We start from the raw sequence: 16,394 nt of genomic DNA on the forward strand, positions 1-16,394 counted from the left end.
CAGCGCGGCGCCCCCCGCCACGCTGCGTTCAGCGCGAGAAGAAGCCCCAGAACGAACGCTTCCGGAGAGTCGGGGCATCGCGGTCAGCGCCCGGATCATCGGGCGGCCGGCTGAAATCCGGCCCTTTCGGCGGCGCCCCGGCAGCTGCGGCTGCGCCCGCCGGCTCGCTGACCGGCGCGGACGAGTGGTCGATGCGGACAGCGCCCTTTGCCGCAATCGGCTCGGCCATGGATACAGACCGGATCGCCTGCGGCTGGGCGCCGTTGCGGGTTGCGTGCGGCGGGACATTGGCTGCCTCCGGCAAGGCCTCCACGCGCGCCATGGACGGCGCGGCGCGAGGCGGAGGCACAGCCTCGGCCTCCGCCGTCATCGCGCTGGACGTCATCGGGCTGGAGTTGGCTGCGGGAGCGATGGCGATTGCGGGCGGCTCCGCCGCCGTGCCGGAGGGCGCATCCAGCGCTGCGGGCGCCAAGGCATCGGGCGCGGGCTCGATCCAGTCTTCCAGCACCGAGCCCGCGCCGCCCAGCATTGCGGGCGGCAGCGTCCACACAAAGGCATCGAGCCGGCCCGAAATGGGCGACACCGGCAGCCATCGTTCGGACACCACGCCATCGGCGACCCAGCAATTGTCGCGCGGGGCACGCACCGAGCGGGTCAGCCACTCGCGCCCCCGGCCCGAAGAGCCATGCTCCGCATCCTCGATCTGCGCCATCAGCAGGCAGGTCCTCACCGTGGGGATGGCGGCCACCAGCGGCGACAGGGCCGATCGGGCCCGCGCGAAATCCCGTGCCTGGATGGCAGCCTGTGCAACGGCGAAGGCGCTTTCCGGATCGAGCGGCTTGAGCTTCATCAGCGCCTCGGCCCGCATAAGCCGGTCCAGCGCGCTGTCGCCATGGCGAAGGTGAAGATAGATCTGCGCAAGATCAGGGTGCGGCTGCTCGCGCCAGGCTGCTTCGACAATGCGGGCCGCCTTGCGCAGATCCCCACGCGCGCCGAGGAGGCGCCCCGCCATGGCCGCGGCCGGAACAAGCTCTGGCGCCAGCTTGACGGCATCAAGCGCGGCCGACAGCGCTCCGGCGGCGTCATGGTCTTCCTTGGCCTGCGCCTCGGCCGCCAGCAACACGGCGCGGTGGCGGCGCGATTCGGTTTTGTCGGCGAGCCGGAGAGCGGCCCGGCGCTCTACGGCGATGCGGGCCTTGTCCCATTCTCCGGCGTTGGAATGATGCTCGAGCAGGGCGTCATTGGCCCAGGCCAGGGACGGCGACAGGCGCACAGCCTCGTCGGCGAAAGCCCGCGCGGCCATTTGGTCGCCGCGACGCCGCGCCTCGACGAACAGGCCGCGCAGGCCCAGCACGCGGGTGGCAGGCTCGTCGAGCATCTGCTTGAAGGCCGCTTCGGCCGCAGGCTTGTCGCCGGACAGCTGCGCCGACTGCGCGCTGAGCAGCAGGCTCAGCGCCTCGCTTCCGATGAGCTTGCGCGCATCGGCGGCATGGCGGCGGGCGGCCGCGGGGTCTCCCGCGCCGATGGCCACCATGCCGCGCGACACCGCCTCGAAGCCGCGCGCCCGCTTGCGGGCGCGGGATGCGAAGGAGAAGGCTGTGGGCAGGCCGAACATGAAGCTCACCAGCGTCCACAGCATCATGCCGAGCACGACCAGCACGACGACGCCGATGGCCGCGATGGCGACAGTGGTCTCGATGGTGAGCCCCCCCCACACGATCGAGACCTCGCCGGGGCGTTCCGCCAGCCAGACAGCGCCCATGGCGAGAGCGCTGGCAACCGCGATGAAGACAAGAATCCGCCACATGCCCGTCAGCCCTTGTCCTGCCTGTCCGACAGGGCCTTGATGGCGCTGTCGGTGATGGTCCTGATGGCCTGCTCGGCCCCGGCGCGCTGGCGCACCTGCCTGATCCAGGCTTCCGATGCGCGCCGCGCCGGTTCGGGCAGCTGGGCCCATGCGGCGGCGGCGGCGGCGCTGTCGCCGCGCTGCAGCGCCTGATCGATGCGTGCCGTCACGGCTACGGGAGACGAGCCCTCCACCGCGCCGGTGCTGCGCACGCGCACCAGCCCATCCGTCATCCTGAGCATCCGCTCATACCATGGCGAATCCGCCGAAGCGGGTTCAATGGCCAGCGCGGCCCGCAGGGTGCGGAATTCAGCAAGGAGCGGCTGGAGCGCCGGAGCGCCGGCCGCCGCAAGCGGCTGCAGGGCCGCCATCGGCTCCGCAGCCGCGCCGAGGGAGGACAGCGTCGTCCATTCATTCTGGAAAGGCCGCCCCTCAGCCACGGCGCGCGCCAGCCTGTCGGCCACGATCAGCCTGGCCGCGGCCAAGGCGGCTCCACCCGGCTGACTGCCGGCACGGCTGGCCGCCTCCGCCTGCGCCACACGTCCAGCCATCGCGCCGGCAGCCTGTTCGACCTGATCGAGGCGCTGGCGCAAGGATGCGACCATGGCGGCGTCGGGGCCGGAACTCGCCTGCACCTGAGCCGGACGCGCCTCAAATCCGGCGATGCGGGCTGACAACGCATCGAACTGCTGGCGCTGCTCGGCAGCCTGCGCGCCGATGCGCTCAAGGGCCCGGTCGAGCGTCGGCGACGCCGCAGACGGGGCCTGCGCGCGCGCCTCGACCTGGGACAGTCGCGCCGACAGCGCCTCGATGCCCGGCACGGGGGGCGGCGCCACGCCGAAGCGGCCCAGTTGCGGAGCCAGATAGGCATAGACGGCCGCTCCGACGACCCCGCCCATGAACGCGGCCGCCACCACCCCCGCCCATCCCGGGCCGGGCCGGGCTGTGGTCACCGGCACGCTCCCCGGCCTCGAAGCGCCTGCTACGCCGGCTGCCGCCAGGGCGGGATCGGCAGCGACCGGAGCCGGATCGGCCGAGGTGGATTGAGGCGTGGAGAGCATAGGCGGGACAGGCGTGGACATGGCGCTGGCGGTGGGTTCAGGCGAAGCGCCGCCGTAAGGCGGGTCAGGCGCATCCGGAAGCGCCGGGCCCGCATCATGCGCCGGGCCGATGGCGGCGTCGGAAACTATGGCGCGCGAGGCTTCGCTCGATCGCGCCGGCGGGGCGCCGGCCTGCCTCACCCGGCTCGTCGCCCGGCTCGTCACCCGGCTCACAGGGGCCCGGACCGCGGCAGAGCCGCTCGCGGCCGCTTCGGCATCGGAGACGCCGTGCGCAACGCTGTCATCGGCGCCGCCTGCCGGGTCAGCGCCCGGCTGGTCAACGCCGTCCTGGGCGGGCGCAACCAGATCGAGCAGATGATCCTCATCGGGCTGCGGCGCGACGGCGATATGGGAGAATCCCGCCGACAGCAGCGGCTCCGCCACATCCGGCGACAGCGCGATGTGGCGCACCTTGGCCCAGTTTGCTGAAGCGCCGGCATCAAGCCCGGCCCCAGCGGCGAGGGCCGCGAAGGTTTCGCTCGCGCGGCGGGAGTAATGCAGCACGGCCGTGATGCGGCCGGCCCTGAGGGCCTCGCGCGCAGCCTCGGGCAGCGTCGCAACGGGTTCCGCGCGGTAGCGGACCCACAGCGCGATCTCGTGCCCGGCTGCGGCGAAGGCGGCGGGCAGCCCGTCCTTGTGATCCTCGCCCGTGACCAGCAGAACGCGGAAGCGCGGCGGCAGCCTGGCCAGCACCAGCCGCGTCAACGCCTTCTGGTCGCCGGAGGCTGAGGTCACCTGGGTGAAGCCGTTCTCGCGGGCGGCCTCGGCCGTGCGATCGCCCACGGCGAAGACGGGCAGGTCCGCCGCCAGATCGGCGCTCTGCGGGGTCAGCCCCGCCACGCCATTGGCGCTGGTGACGATGAGGGCGGCGAAGCGGCCATTCGGACGGTCCGCGACAGTCGGCTGGATGGTGAACAGCGGCGCTGATATGGCCAGTGCCCCTCGCGCCGCGAGCGCGGCCACAGTGCGGCTCGCGCCGGGCTCGGGTCTGGTGACAAGAACGGTCATCGCTCCCCTTTCGCCTGTTCAATCGCTGCGGGCAGGCACGGTCCCGCCTGACAGAATGTCACGCCAGCCGGGAAAGTTGCCCCGGCGGGCCTGCGGGCATCGGCGCGCTTCGGCCGGCTGCCGACGCGGGCGGTGGCGCGCCTGCATCAGGCGTAGACGCCGGATGGAGCCCGGGCCCGCAGCATGGCCCCCAGTTCCTGCCCCATGCGCGCGCAGTCCGCAACAGGGCCGCTGAGCTTGCCTTCGGCGGCATCCGAGCCGTCGGGCGAAAGGATGAGCCCCTTGAGCGTGAGCACGCCGCCGCTGATGGTGGCGTGACCGGCGATGGGCGTGCGGCATGAGCCGTCCAGAACCTTCAGCATGGCTCGCTCGGCCGTGACGCACAGCCCCGTTTCGGCACAGGATACGGCGTCGACCGCCCGCTGGGCCGCCTCATCGCCGTGCCTCACCACAAGGCCGATGGCGCCTTGCCCGACGGCCGGCAGCATCTCGTCGGTGGAGAGGATGGCGCTGGCGCGGGCCGCCAGCCCCAGCCGCCGCAAGCCCGCGATCGCCAGAAGCGTGGCATGGAACTGCCCGGCCGCGAGCTTGTCGAGCCGCGTGCCCACGCTGCCGCGCAGCAGCATCACCTCGCAATCGGGCCGGGCGCGCTTGACGATCGCCTGCCGGCGCAGCGAGGCGGAGCCGATCCTCGCGCCCTGAGGCAGGCTGCCCAGGCCATCGAGCGGCCCGATGCCGATCAGTGCGTCGCGCGCATCCTCACGCGGCAGATAGCCCGCCAGCACCAGCCCCTCGGGCAACTCGGTCGGCAGGTCCTTCGAGGAATGGACGGCGATATCGACCCGGCCCGAGAGCTGCGCGGCGTCGATCTCCTTTGTGAAGAGCCCCTTGCCGCCCGCTTCCGACAAGGCCCGATCCTGGATGGCGTCGCCCGTGGTGCGGATCACGTCGAGCGGGAAATCGCTGACGGGGCGCCCCAGCGCCTCGCCCAGCCGGGCGGCCAGCTCATGCGCCTGGGCAAGCGCCAGGGGGCTGCCCCGTGTGCCCAGCACCAGAAGCTTGTCGAGTTGTGTCGCGGCCATGGGCTCCCCTTCTTGTTCTTGTGCGGCTTCAGCGCAATGCCGGGCCCCGCCTCCGGAGCGGCCGATTGATGCGAGCCCGGTGTTGGCCACTCTAGCGGAGCACACTATAGAGTTTCCAGCCCTGACCGTGCCAAACCGGCGTTTTGGCGTCTCACCCCGGAAGACTACGGATGCGCGTCCTCGGAATCGAGACCACCTGCGACGAGACTGCCGCCAGCGTCGTCGAGATCGACGCGGGCGGGCGGGCGCGCATTCTCTCCAACGAGATCCTGAGCCAGATCGCCACCCACGCAGCCTATGGCGGGGTCGTGCCCGAAATAGCGGCCCGCGCGCATCTTGAGGCCATCGACCGCATCGTGGCGCGGGCCATGGACAAGGCGGGCCTGAGCTATGCCCAGCTTGATGGCGTCGCGGCCGCGGCAGGGCCGGGGCTGGTCGGCGGCGTGATGGTAGGACTGACCACGGCCAAGGCGCTGGCGCTGGTCGCGGCCAAGCCCTTCATGGCTGTGAACCATCTCGAGGCCCATGCGCTGACGGCGCGGCTCACCGATGATGTCGCCTTCCCCTATCTGCTGCTGCTGGTCTCCGGCGGACACACCCAGTTGCTGGCCGTGCTCGGCGTCGGCGATTATGTGCGCCTCGGCACCACCATCGACGACGCGGTCGGGGAGGCCTTCGACAAGGTCGCCAAGATGCTGTCCCTGCCCTATCCGGGAGGCCCCTCGGTGGAGGGCGAGGCGTTGAAGGGCGACCCGGAGGCCTTTGAGTTTCCGCGGCCGATGATGGGGCGCGCCGAGCCCGACTTCTCGCTGTCCGGGCTGAAGACGGCGGTGCGCCTCGCCGCCGAGCGGATTGCGCCGCTCTCGGATCAGGCCGTGCGCGATCTGTGCGCCTCCTTCCAGGCTGCGGTTGTGGACGTCATGGTGGAGCGCACCCGCGTTGGCCTGCGCGCCTTCCGTTCGGCCCATGGCCTGCCGAGCTGCCTTGTCGTGGCCGGCGGCGTGGCGGCGAACCAGTCGATCCGGCGCGGCCTCGCCCGGCTGGCCACCGAGGCCGGGCTGAAGCTCGTCGCGCCGCCGCCTGCGCTGTGCGGCGACAATGGCGCGATGATAGCGTGGGCCGGGCTGGAGCGCCTGCGCCTGGGCCTCACGGATGGGCTCGAGGCTCCGCCCCGCCCGCGATGGCCCCTCGAGGCCAGGCCCGCCTCTGCGCCGCCGCCACCAGAGGAGCAGGCGAGCCCCGACGCCCCCGCCGGGATCCTGCCATGACGCTTTTCCAGTCCATCGCCGTGGTCGGCGCTGGCGCCTGGGGCACCGCACTGGCCAATGCGGCGGCGCGGGCGGGGCGCGACGTGACCTTGATCGCCCGCGACCCGGACCATGCCGCCGAGATGGCGGCAGAACGCGAGAACCGCCGTCGCCTGCCGGGCGTGAGGCTTGAAGCGGCTGTCACCCCCACATGCGACCTCGCGCGCTCAGGCACGGCCCGCGCGGTCCTGCTGGTCACTCCCGCCCAGTCCTGCGCCACAATGGCCGAGGCGCTGGCGCTGGTGCTCAAGCCCGGCGTGCCCGTCGTGCTCTGCGCCAAGGGCATCGACCGCGCCCGCCGCCTCTTCCTTGGCGACATCATTGCGGACGCGCTGCCGCGCCAGCCTTTCGGGGTGCTCTCTGGCCCCAGCTTCGCCGAGGATGTCTCGCGCGGCCTGCCCACGGCCGTGGTTCTGGCGAGCGCCGATGCCATCATCGCCGAGGCGCTGGCCATGGCGCTCTCGGGCAGCACTTTCAGGGTCTATCACGGCCAGGATGTGCGCGGCGTCGAGATCGGCGGCGCGGCCAAGAATGTGCTCGCCATCGCCTGCGGCGCGGTGATGGGGCGAGGCCTTGGCGAGAGCGCGCGCGCGGCCCTGCTGGCGCGCGGCTTCGCGGAGCTCACGCGCTTCGCGCGGGCCTATGGCGGGGAAGCGTCCACGCTGATGGGCCTGTCGGGCCTGGGCGATCTCGTCCTTACCGGCTCATCGCCCAGATCGCGCAACTATGCTTTTGGCGAGGCCCTCGGACGCGGCCTCCCGCCTTCCCAGGCGTCGGGCGGCAAACTGGCCGAAGGCGCGCTGACCGCCGCGGCGCTGCTGGATCTCGCGGAGGCGCGGGGCGTGGACATGCCCATCTCGCGCGAGGTGACCCGCCTCGTGGCCGGCGAAGCGGGACTCGACGAAGCCATTGCAGCGCTCATGGCACGCCCTACAAAGGCCGAAGCCTGAATCGGAAGGACCTCGCAATGGATTTCATCACCAAACTCGCCAAGGGCCTCGCCGCCGTGCAGGCCACCGTGGGCTCCGATGAGCTAGGGCCGGTGCAGCCGCTGGCGCTGGAGGCGGGCGGCACGCTGAAGCTCCAGCCGCGGCGCAAGCGCGAGACGGGCCAGCGCATGCTGCGGCTCGAGACGCCCCTGGGCGAAGGCCTCGCCCGCATCGACCTCAGCGCCGCCGATGCGCGGGCGCTGGCCGAGGCGCTGACGAACTTCGCGAACAGCGTGGCGGATGACGCGAAGCCTGTCGCGACTCTGCCAAGGCCGGAGTGAGCGGATCATGCCCCACTGGCTCTACAAGTCCGAACCCTTCAAGTGGTCCTGGGAGGCGCAGGTCGCCGCAGGCGACAAGGGCACCTTCTGGGATGGCGTGCGCAACCATTCCGCCAAGCTCAACCTCATGGCCATGCGCAAGGGCGATCGGGGCTTCTTCTACCACTCCAATGAGGGCCTGGCGATCGTCGGCATCGTCGAGGTGATCCGGGAGGCCTATCCGGACCCGACCGCAGCGCCCGGCGAGCCCTGGGTGGTCGTGGATCTGCGGGCGGTGAAGGCGCTGCCCCGGCCAGTCACGCTGGCCGAGGTCAAGGCGACGCCGGCCCTCGCGAAGATGAGCCTCGTGACCTCGATGCGCCTGTCCGTCCAGCCCGTGACCGAAGCGGAATGGAAGCTGGTCTGCTCCATGGGGGGCCTGTGAAGCCTTTCGAGCAGGGCTGATTCCAAAGTCGCGCGCCCAAAGTGCGAGGCCGGACCACTTGCCCGCGCTGGACCTTCCGTATAGCGATTCACCATCATGAGAGCGCCGCGCGCCGACCGGGGCTTCCCCCGATTTCCGGTCACAGGCGGCCCAAACTTTGGGGAAGTAGCATGTCCGAGAAGATCTATCCCGTCTCCAAGGAATGGGCGTCGAATGCCCATGTCGACGATGCGCGCTACCAGGCCCTCTATCAGGCATCGGTTACGGACCCTGAGGCCTTCTGGGGCGAGCACGGTCAGCGCATCGACTGGTTCACGCCTTACACCAAGGTGCGCAACGCCTCCTTCAAGCCCGGTCAAGTCAGCATCGCCTGGTACGAGGATGGGCTGACCAACGTCTCCTACAACTGCATCGATCGCCATCTTGCCAAGCGCGCGGACCAGACCGCGATCATCTGGGAAGGCGATGATCCAGGCGCCTCCAGGCACATCACTTATCGCCAGCTTCATCAGGAGGTCTGCCGCTTCGCCAACGTGCTCAAGCTGCATGGCGTCAAGAAGGGCGATGCGGTCACGATCTACCTGCCGATGATTCCCGAGGCGGCCTACGCCATGCTGGCCTGCGCCCGCATCGGCGCGGTGCATTCGATCGTGTTCGGCGGCTTCTCCCCTGATTCCCTCGCGAACCGCATCGAGGATTGCGACTCCAGGGTGGTGATCACGGCCGATGAAGGCCTGCGCGGCGGCAAGGGCGTGCACCTCAAGCGCAATGTCGATGTGGCCGACCCCAAGGTGAAGGGCGGCATCAAGAAGGTCATCGTCATCAAGCACACCGGCGCGGACATTCCGATGCATCCGGGCCGGGACGTCTGGTATCACGAGGAAGCGGCCAAGGTGTCCGCGCATTGCCCGCCGTCCGAAATGAAGGCGGAGGACCCGCTCTTCATCCTCTACACCTCCGGATCGACCGGCCGGCCCAAGGGCGTGCTGCACACCACAGGCGGCTATCTCGTCTACGCCTCGATGACCCACAAATACGTCTTCGACTACCAGGAAGGCGACGTCTACTGGTGCACGGCGGATGTGGGCTGGGTCACCGGACACAGCTACATCGTCTATGGCCCGCTCGCCAATGGCGCGACCACTCTGATGTTCGAAGGCATCCCGACCTATCCCTCGATCAGCCGCTTCTGGGATGTGGTGGACAAGCACAAGGTCTCGATCTTCTACACCGCCCCCACCGCCATACGTTCGCTGATGGGCGCTGGCGAGGAGCCGGTGAAGCGCACTTCGCGCAAGAGCCTCAGGCTTCTGGGCTCGGTCGGCGAGCCGATCAATCCCGAAGCCTGGGAGTGGTATCACCGCGTGGTCGGCGACAGCCGCTGCCCCATCGTGGACACCTGGTGGCAGACCGAGACCGGCGGCATCCTGATCACCCCGCTGCCGGGAGCGACCGCGCTCAAGCCGGGCTCGGCGACACGCCCCTTCTTCGGCGTGAAGCCTGAGATCGTGGATTCGGAGGGCAAGGTGCTCGAGGGCGCCTGCGAGGGCAATCTGGTGATCGCCGAATCCTGGCCGGGCCAGATGCGCACCGTTTATGGCGACCATGCCCGCTTCATGGAGACCTACTTCTCCACGTATCCGAACAAGTATTTCACCGGCGATGGCTGCCGGCGCGATGCGGACGGCTATTACTGGATCACAGGCCGGGTCGATGACGTCATCAATGTCTCGGGCCACCGCATGGGCACCGCCGAGGTCGAGAGCGCGCTGGTGGCGCATCCCAAGGTCTCCGAAGCGGCCGTGGTGGGCTATCCGCACGACATCAAGGGCCAGGGCATCTATGCCTATGTCACCCTGATGGGCGGAGAGAACGCAGATGGGGACCTGCGCAAGGAGCTGGTCCAGTGGGTCCGAAAGGAGATCGGCCCCATCGCCACGCCGGACCTCATCCAGTTCGCGCCGGGCCTGCCCAAGACCCGCTCGGGCAAGATCATGCGCCGCATCCTGCGCAAGATCGCAGAGGACGAGTTCGGCGCTCTCGGCGACACCTCGACCCTTGCCGACCCCACCGTGGTCGACGACCTGATCGAGAACCGGCAGAACCGCCGCGGCTGAGGCGAGGCGCGGATCGTCAAACTCCGGAAACAAGGAAGGGCGCCTCGATGGCGCCCTTTGCATTTCGGGGATGAAGGCCCGGCCGATGAACGGCCTGCGGCGCTTCACTCGGACCTTGCAAGCCACAACCGCGCCGATCTGCCACAGGTCGAGATCGAGCAGGGCGCGCGCAGGAACGCAGCCCCAGGAAGCCCGTGGCGTCCGATCCACCAATGCTTAACCCTGCCACCGATTCAGCCGTCGTAAAGCATGCGGGCTTACCGGCTGGTGGGGCGCGCCAGGCAAGATCGGCTCCATGTCAGCGCGCCTGCTCCTGTCGTGTTCCGCCCTCGCCTTCGGCTTCATGCTGGCCGCCCCCCTCCCCGCAGCAGCGCGCGAGGTCGTGGCTTTCGCCGACACGCGCTTCCAGCCGGGCACGATCGTGGTGCGGACGGCCGAGCGGCGGCTCTATCTCGTGACCCGCCCGGGCGAGGCCATCCGCTACCGTGTCGCCGTCGGCAAGGCTGGCAAGCAATGGCACGGGGTCAAGTTCGTCGAGGAGATGCAGGTCGAGCCCGCATGGTCTCCGCCCCGTTCAGTGAAGCGCGACAACCCGCGCCTTCCCGATCTCATCCCCGGCGGGGCGCCCAACAACCCGATGGGCGCGCGCGCCATCGGCCTTGGCCCCGGCGGGCAATATGCCATCCATGGCACCAATGTGCCGTCTTCGGTCGGCTCCGCAGCCTCCTATGGCTGCTTCAGGATGCACAACCAGGATGTGGTGGATCTTTACGGCCGCGTGCGCCTCGGCACGCCCGTCGTCGTGATGCGCTGAAGGGCGGGGCCAACGTCAGGACCTGACGCACTGACATCAGGATTGTTGCGAATGCCTCTCGCCACGTGAGGAAAACGTGGTTATCGTTGGGTGCGCTCGTAATCACGAAACAGTGAATACAGTATCACGAAGCCAAAGAGGGACTTTCCATGGACCATATGGCCGATCTCAAGAAGTTTGCCAAGAACCCGATCAACGAAGCTGCGGCTGCTGGCATGATGAAGTCGTATGCGCTTGTCATGAGCAAGGCTGACACACGTTATGTTGCCTGCTCGGACAAGACCGAAATTGAACGTGTCCGCGAAAATTTTTTGAAGAAAAAGCTCGGGATCGCAAGCGGCGACATGGATGCTTCCATCAAGGCTATTTGTGAAGCCATGAAGGCAGACAAGACCAAGTCGCGCCTGACTTTCTACTATTTGCTCGCCGAACATTACGGAAAGCTGGACATTTTCGTCAAGAAGTGACGCCTGCCGCAAAGATGCGGTGATGATGTGGAACGCGCCTCACCGGCGCGTTTTCCATTGCGCGCGCGCCAGCGCAGCCGGATGTGCTGCCCAGGTCCATCAGCGATAAAGATCGGCGCGGGTGAAGGGCAGACCCGAAGGGCCGCGCGTGCGCTTGGAGACGAGCGTCTGGTTGACGTAGGCGCCGCCGCGCTGGAAGGCCATCGAGCAGCCGGCGAGATAGAGCAGCCACATCCGCGTCTTGTCCGCGCCCACCAGCGCCTCGGCCTCGGCCCTGCGCTCATGCAGTCGGCGCCACCACAGACAGGTGGTGCGCTGGTAGTTCTCCCGCCAGCCTTCCACATCGTGCACCTCGAAGCCCGTGCGCTCGAGATTGGCGATGGACATGCCCAGATGGTCGAGTTCGCCGCCCGGAAAGATGTAGCGCACCAGCGCGCGGTATTCCGACGACATCCGGGCAAAGGCGCGCTCGCTCCTCTTGGCGCGTCGCGCGATGGTGTGATGCAGATAAAGACCGCGCGGCCTCAGCAGCCGGTTCACGGTGCGGAAATAATCGAGATGATTGCGGATGCCGACCTGCTCGAACATGCCGATCGAGGCGATCTTGTCGAACTGCCCCTCCATCTGGATGTAATCCTTGAGGTGCAACGTCACCTTGTCCTCGAGGCCGAGGCGCGCCACCTTCTCGCGGGCCAGCTTGAGCTGTTCCTCGGCCAGCGTTACGCCATGGGCCTCGACGCCGTAGTGCTGCGCCGCATGACACACCAGCGCGCCCCAGCCGCAGCCGATGTCGAGGAACCGGTCGCCGGGCTTGAGCCTGAGCTTGCGGCAGATCATGTCCAGCTTGTCGCGCTGGGCGCGGTCGATGTCGTCGTGCTCTTCCGTGAAGTAGGCGCAGGTGTAGACCATCTCCGCGTCGAGGAAGAGCCGGTAGAACTCGTTCGAGACATCGTAATGGTAGGCGACATTGGCCTTGTTGGTGTCCGGCTTGCCGTCCCTCGCGATCTCGTCGCCACGCACGGCATCGAGAACGCTGGCCGGGCCGCGATCCGCCGACCAGAAGCGGCGCACCACATCCAGCGCCGCGAGCTTCGAGACGCTGCGCATGGCGCGGGTCACCTTCACGTCAGGGCGCGACGCAGCCAGATCGAAGATGGTGCCGTTGACGACGTCGATCCGCCCAGCCACGTGCAGCTTGATCAAGGTATCGGGCTTGGGCCGCCTGACCATCGAGGCGATCACTCCTTCATCGGCGAGCTGGATCATCAGCCCGCCTTCGGGCCAGCTCGCCGGCACGCGCGAGCCATCCCACAGCAGGAAGCCGAGCTTGAGGCCGAGCTTCGCATGGGCATCGCCAAGCAGGGTGCGGATGGATTTCAGGCGTGCAGCGGCGTCGGACATCGCGGTTCTCCGCCGGCTCTCTTAGGGGCTCGGCAGCCGTGCCGCAATCGCGGCGTCATGGCGCGCACCAGGACGCGCGCCGCCCGCCCCCATAGGCCCGCGCCAGGCGCTCGCCGACCAGCGCCGCGCCGGCATCGATGCCCTCCGCTGTCGACACCCGCGCCACCACGCGGCCGAAATACTTGTCGGCCTGCACATCGGCGAGAATGACGGCGCCCGAGCCGAGCAGGCTTGCAAGCCTCTCGCGCGCCGCCACGGCACGCTGATGCTCGTCGGCGCAGGCGCTGCTGATCTCGGGCGCATCGATGTCCCTGAGCCGCACCCGCGCCACAACCTCCTGGCCCATCCAGACATGGACGCGCGCCTCGATCGTATCCCCGTCGATGACTCCCAGCAGCTGCGCGCGATAGGTCCCCGCCAGCGGCGTGCGGCCTTTGACCCGCTGCGCCGGAGCCGGAACCGGGATGGGGGACGCAGGCGCAAGCAAGGCGGCGGAGGCTGCGCTCGCGGGAGCGGACAGAGCGCCAGCCGGCCATCGGGCAGGGCTTGTCGCGGTCAACCCCAGGCAGATCCCCAGCGCAGCGCCAACTGCGAAGACAAGCGCAAAGGGGGCATGACAAGAACGGAACATGACCAAGACGATGTCATAATTCCTATGATTTGACAATAGTCCTACAACTTAACGAATAAAACACAACCTGAGGTTATGTCGATCATCCATCATCTAGAAATCCGAAGCGAGGCCCTTCACCTCCCAGTCGGTGTAGCGCACTGGTTCGAGCCCGCCGCGGCCGTTTATCTCGCGGTTCTGCTGAAGCTTGGCCGCACGCGCGTCGATCACGGCCTGCCGTGCTGCGGCCTCCTCCAGAGCGCGCTTCGCCGCAGGCGTCAGCGTCTTTCCCGGCGCCGCGTTGGGCAACTCGCGGACAGGCTCGGGCTCCGGGGCCGAATCAGGGCGGGCATCGCGCGCGGTCTCGTCCATGCTTGTCTCATCCTGCCGATGCGCCGAGATCGCTGAGCTGGCGCGGCATCCCTGCCGGGGGCCGGGCGGGCGATGGCTTGTGCCGGCCCCGCTCCGCACCACATATGGCCCAGCGTGATGCGCTTGTCACGACGGAGGAACGCAACCGTGAACTACATGCGGACAGCCTTGCTGCTGGCGGGGATGACGGCGCTGTTCGGCGTGATCGGGATGCTGCTGGGTGGCTTCAATGGCATGCTGATCGCTCTTGGCGTCGCCGCGGCCATGAATGTGTTCAGCTACTGGAACTCCGACAAGCTGGCCTTGCGCGCCCACAACGCGCAGGAAGTGGATGAAGCGAGCGCGCCGGAGTTGCACGCCATGGTGCGCGGACTCGCGCAGCGCGCCGGCATGCCGATGCCACGCGTCTACATGATCGACGATCCGCAGCCCAACGCCTTCGCCACCGGTCGCAATCCCGAGAACGCCGCCGTGGCGGCCACAACCGGCATCATGCACCTGCTGACGCGCGAGGAGCTGGCCGGGGTTATGGCCCATGAGCTGGCCCACATCAAGAACCATGACACCCTCACCATGACGATCACCGCCACGCTCGCGGGCGCGATCTCGACAATCGCGAACTTCGGCATGTTCTTCGGCGGCGGCCGCGACCGGCCCAACATGCTGGTCACGGTCCTGGTGTCGATCCTCGCGCCAATGGCGGCGATGATCGTGCAGATGGCGGTGTCCCGCTCGCGCGAATACGAGGCCGACAAGCTGGGCGCGGAGATCTGCGGCAATCCGGTCTGGCTGGCCGATGCGCTGGCCAAGATCGCGGGCGGCGTCGAGCGCATGCCCAGCGAAAACGCCGAGCGCCATCCCCAGACCGCGCACATGTTCATCATCAACCCGCTGTCGGGCCAGGGTTACGACAACCTGTTTTCGACCCATCCCGACACCGGCAACCGGATCGCGGCTTTGATGGATCAGGCGAGCCGAATGGGTTATGCAGCCGCTCCTGCATCGAACGGCTTCCTCGAAGGCGCGCGACGCAATCCCTGGGGTTCGCCCGGAACCGGCGGCACGCGCGCGCGCGGCCCCTGGGGGTGAGCTTCGTCCTGGAACGGAAGCTGGCTTGACCGACGCTGCAACCCGAAGACGCGCCGCTGCGCACCCCCCTGGCCTGCCGGCCCGTCAGGCTGCGACGCTGGCCTTCGAGCGCACGCTCGCCGCACGCCTTCAGCTTGACGACGTGCTGGACCAGCAGATCGCCGCGACGCCGGGGCTCGAGGGCCGCGATGCCGGACTGGCGCGCGCCATAGCGGTCACCGCTTTCCGGCATCTGGGTACGCTGAGCCGGGCCATCGACGCGCGGCTCGAGCGCGGCGCTTCTTCCCTGCCGCGCTCCGTGCAGTCCATCCTGGTCACCGCTGCGGCGCAGATCCTTTATCTCGAGGCGGCCGACCATGCCGCGGTCGACATCGCCGTGGAGCAGACCAAGCTGCAGCCCAAGGGGCTGGGTTTCGCCGGCGTGGTCAATGCCGTGCTGCGGAAGGTGGCGCGCGAGGCGGACGCGATCCGCCATGGCTCCGATGCGCTGGCCCACGACACGCCGGACTGGCTGCGCGCGAGCTGGACCGCCCATTATGGCGAGGCCCGCGCCGCATCCATGGCGGCCGCGATGCGCGATGAGCTGGCGCTGGACATCACGGTGCGCGAGGACGCCGATGGCTGGGCCGGGCAACTTGGCGCCATCCGGCTGCCGACCGGCTCGCTGCGGCTTGCGGCGCGCACGCCGGTGCATGAGCTGCCGGGCTATGACAAGGGCGCCTGGTGGATCCAGGACGCGGCCTCCGCCGTGCCGGCGCGGCTTCTGGGCGTGAAGCCCGGAATGCGCGTGCTCGACCTGTGCGCCGCTCCGGGCGGCAAGACTGCGCAGCTTGCCAGCCTGGGCGCCGATGTCACGGCGCTCGACCGATCGAGCCAGCGCCTGCGTCAGCTGGAAGCCAACCTCGCGCGGCTCAATCTCAAGGCCGCCGTGGTCGTCGCCGACGCCGCGACCTTCGAGGCCGAACCCTTCGATGCAGTCCTGCTCGATGCGCCCTGCACCGCCACAGGCACAATTCGCCGCCACCCGGACGTGGCCTGGACCAAGACGCCAGCCGACGAGAGCAAGCTCGCGGCGCTGCAGGCGCGGCTTCTCGACCGGGCCTTGAACCTCACCCGCCCCGGCGGCGTTCTGGTTTATTGCACCTGCTCGCTCCAGCCTGCAGAAGGCGAGGAGCAGGTGACCGCGCTGCTCGCACGGCGTCGGGATGCAAGGCTGGCCCCGATCACCGAGTGCGAGATCGGCGTGCCGGGCGCCCTCACGGCGCGAGGGGAGTTTCGCGCGCTGCCCGATCAACTGCATGGGGAAACATCGCGTTTGTCGGGATGGGGAGGGTTCTTCGCCGCACGGTTTGTGCGACAGTGAAACAAGCTTGACCTCAGGTCAGGTTGCGTGGCGCTGGCGGCGGCGGAGCATGTGACCCGATCAGGCGGGCGTCTGTCGCGAGGAGGCACGCGGGTTTGGGTGGCATGGGCGTGAAATGGACGCG

General features: G+C 68.8%; 15 protein-coding genes. 9 read left to right on the forward strand and 6 right to left on the reverse strand.

The window, feature by feature from the left end:
* Nucleotides 1-28: 28 nt before the first annotated feature.
* From HEQ16_16665 to hemC, 3 genes are all read right to left on the reverse strand, one after another.
* Nucleotides 29-1,807 (reverse strand): heme biosynthesis protein HemY, encoded by a 1,779-nt coding sequence (locus HEQ16_16665; GenBank protein MCO4055642.1) that lies wholly within the window; start codon nucleotides 1,805-1,807, stop codon nucleotides 29-31.
* 5 nt (nucleotides 1,808-1,812) lie between these two features.
* Nucleotides 1,813-3,954 (reverse strand): hypothetical protein, encoded by a 2,142-nt coding sequence (locus tag HEQ16_16670; GenBank protein MCO4055643.1) that lies wholly within the window; start codon nucleotides 3,952-3,954, stop codon nucleotides 1,813-1,815.
* 146 nt (nucleotides 3,955-4,100) lie between these two features.
* A complete protein-coding gene (gene hemC / locus HEQ16_16675) occupies nucleotides 4,101-5,036 on the reverse strand; it encodes a hydroxymethylbilane synthase (protein ID MCO4055644.1) in 936 nt (311 codons plus the stop codon).
* A gap of 170 nt (nucleotides 5,037-5,206) precedes the next feature.
* On the opposite strand from hemC, the gene tsaD reads away from it, so the two are divergent.
* The 7 genes from tsaD (at nucleotide 5,207) to HEQ16_16710 (ending at nucleotide 11,435) form a co-directional block, all read left to right on the forward strand.
* Nucleotides 5,207-6,304, forward strand: coding sequence for a tRNA (adenosine(37)-N6)-threonylcarbamoyltransferase complex transferase subunit TsaD (tsaD, locus tag HEQ16_16680; GenBank protein ID MCO4055645.1), 1,098 nt, complete (start codon nucleotides 5,207-5,209; stop codon nucleotides 6,302-6,304).
* The gene (locus HEQ16_16685) at nucleotides 6,301-7,293 is read left to right on the forward strand and encodes an NAD(P)-dependent glycerol-3-phosphate dehydrogenase (GenBank protein ID MCO4055646.1); all 993 of its coding nucleotides are present in this window, start codon (nucleotides 6,301-6,303) and stop codon (nucleotides 7,291-7,293) included. Before tsaD ends, HEQ16_16685 begins: the two co-directional genes overlap by 4 nt.
* 17 nt (nucleotides 7,294-7,310) lie before the next feature.
* Nucleotides 7,311-7,613: a hypothetical protein gene (locus tag HEQ16_16690; protein MCO4055647.1), complete on the forward strand. Its 303-nt coding sequence runs from the start codon at nucleotides 7,311-7,313 to the stop codon at nucleotides 7,611-7,613.
* A 7-nt stretch (nucleotides 7,614-7,620) separates the two neighbouring features.
* Nucleotides 7,621-8,037, forward strand: coding sequence for an EVE domain-containing protein (locus HEQ16_16695; GenBank protein MCO4055648.1), 417 nt, complete (start codon nucleotides 7,621-7,623; stop codon nucleotides 8,035-8,037).
* A gap of 170 nt (nucleotides 8,038-8,207) precedes the next feature.
* On the forward strand, nucleotides 8,208-10,154 hold the full coding sequence (gene acs, locus HEQ16_16700; GenBank protein ID MCO4055649.1) for an acetate--CoA ligase: 1,947 nt from the start codon (nucleotides 8,208-8,210) through the stop codon (nucleotides 10,152-10,154).
* 295 nt (nucleotides 10,155-10,449) lie between these two features.
* Nucleotides 10,450-10,968: a L,D-transpeptidase gene (locus tag HEQ16_16705; GenBank protein ID MCO4055650.1), complete on the forward strand. Its 519-nt coding sequence runs from the start codon at nucleotides 10,450-10,452 to the stop codon at nucleotides 10,966-10,968.
* Between the two features lie 158 nt (nucleotides 10,969-11,126).
* The gene (locus HEQ16_16710; GenBank protein ID MCO4055651.1) at nucleotides 11,127-11,435 is read left to right on the forward strand and encodes a DUF2853 family protein; all 309 of its coding nucleotides are present in this window, start codon (nucleotides 11,127-11,129) and stop codon (nucleotides 11,433-11,435) included.
* Between the two features lie 99 nt (nucleotides 11,436-11,534).
* On the opposite strand, the gene HEQ16_16715 is transcribed toward HEQ16_16710, so the two are convergent.
* From HEQ16_16715 to HEQ16_16725, 3 genes are all read right to left on the reverse strand, one after another.
* The gene (locus tag HEQ16_16715; GenBank protein MCO4055652.1) at nucleotides 11,535-12,836 is read right to left on the reverse strand and encodes a methyltransferase domain-containing protein; all 1,302 of its coding nucleotides are present in this window, start codon (nucleotides 12,834-12,836) and stop codon (nucleotides 11,535-11,537) included.
* 55 nt (nucleotides 12,837-12,891) lie between these two features.
* Complete coding sequence (locus HEQ16_16720) at nucleotides 12,892-13,182, reverse strand: thermonuclease family protein (protein ID MCO4055653.1); 291 nt, start codon at nucleotides 13,180-13,182, stop codon at nucleotides 12,892-12,894.
* A 378-nt stretch (nucleotides 13,183-13,560) separates the two neighbouring features.
* On the reverse strand, nucleotides 13,561-13,818 hold the full coding sequence (locus HEQ16_16725; protein MCO4055654.1) for a DUF1674 domain-containing protein: 258 nt from the start codon (nucleotides 13,816-13,818) through the stop codon (nucleotides 13,561-13,563).
* 147 nt (nucleotides 13,819-13,965) lie between these two features.
* Here HEQ16_16725 and htpX point away from each other — a divergent pair, with 147 nt between their 5' ends.
* Nucleotides 13,966-14,907: a zinc metalloprotease HtpX gene (gene htpX, locus HEQ16_16730; GenBank protein MCO4055655.1), complete on the forward strand. Its 942-nt coding sequence runs from the start codon at nucleotides 13,966-13,968 to the stop codon at nucleotides 14,905-14,907.
* Nucleotides 14,804-16,270, forward strand: coding sequence for an RsmB/NOP family class I SAM-dependent RNA methyltransferase (locus HEQ16_16735; GenBank protein MCO4055656.1), 1,467 nt, complete (start codon nucleotides 14,804-14,806; stop codon nucleotides 16,268-16,270). The genes htpX and HEQ16_16735 overlap by 104 nt, the downstream gene beginning before the upstream one ends.
* Nucleotides 16,271-16,394 lie beyond the last annotated feature (124 nt).

Origin of the sequence: Bosea sp. (in: a-proteobacteria) (genome assembly GCA_023910605.1) — a bacterium.
Classification (GTDB): Bacteria; Pseudomonadota; Alphaproteobacteria; order Rhizobiales; family Beijerinckiaceae; genus Allobosea.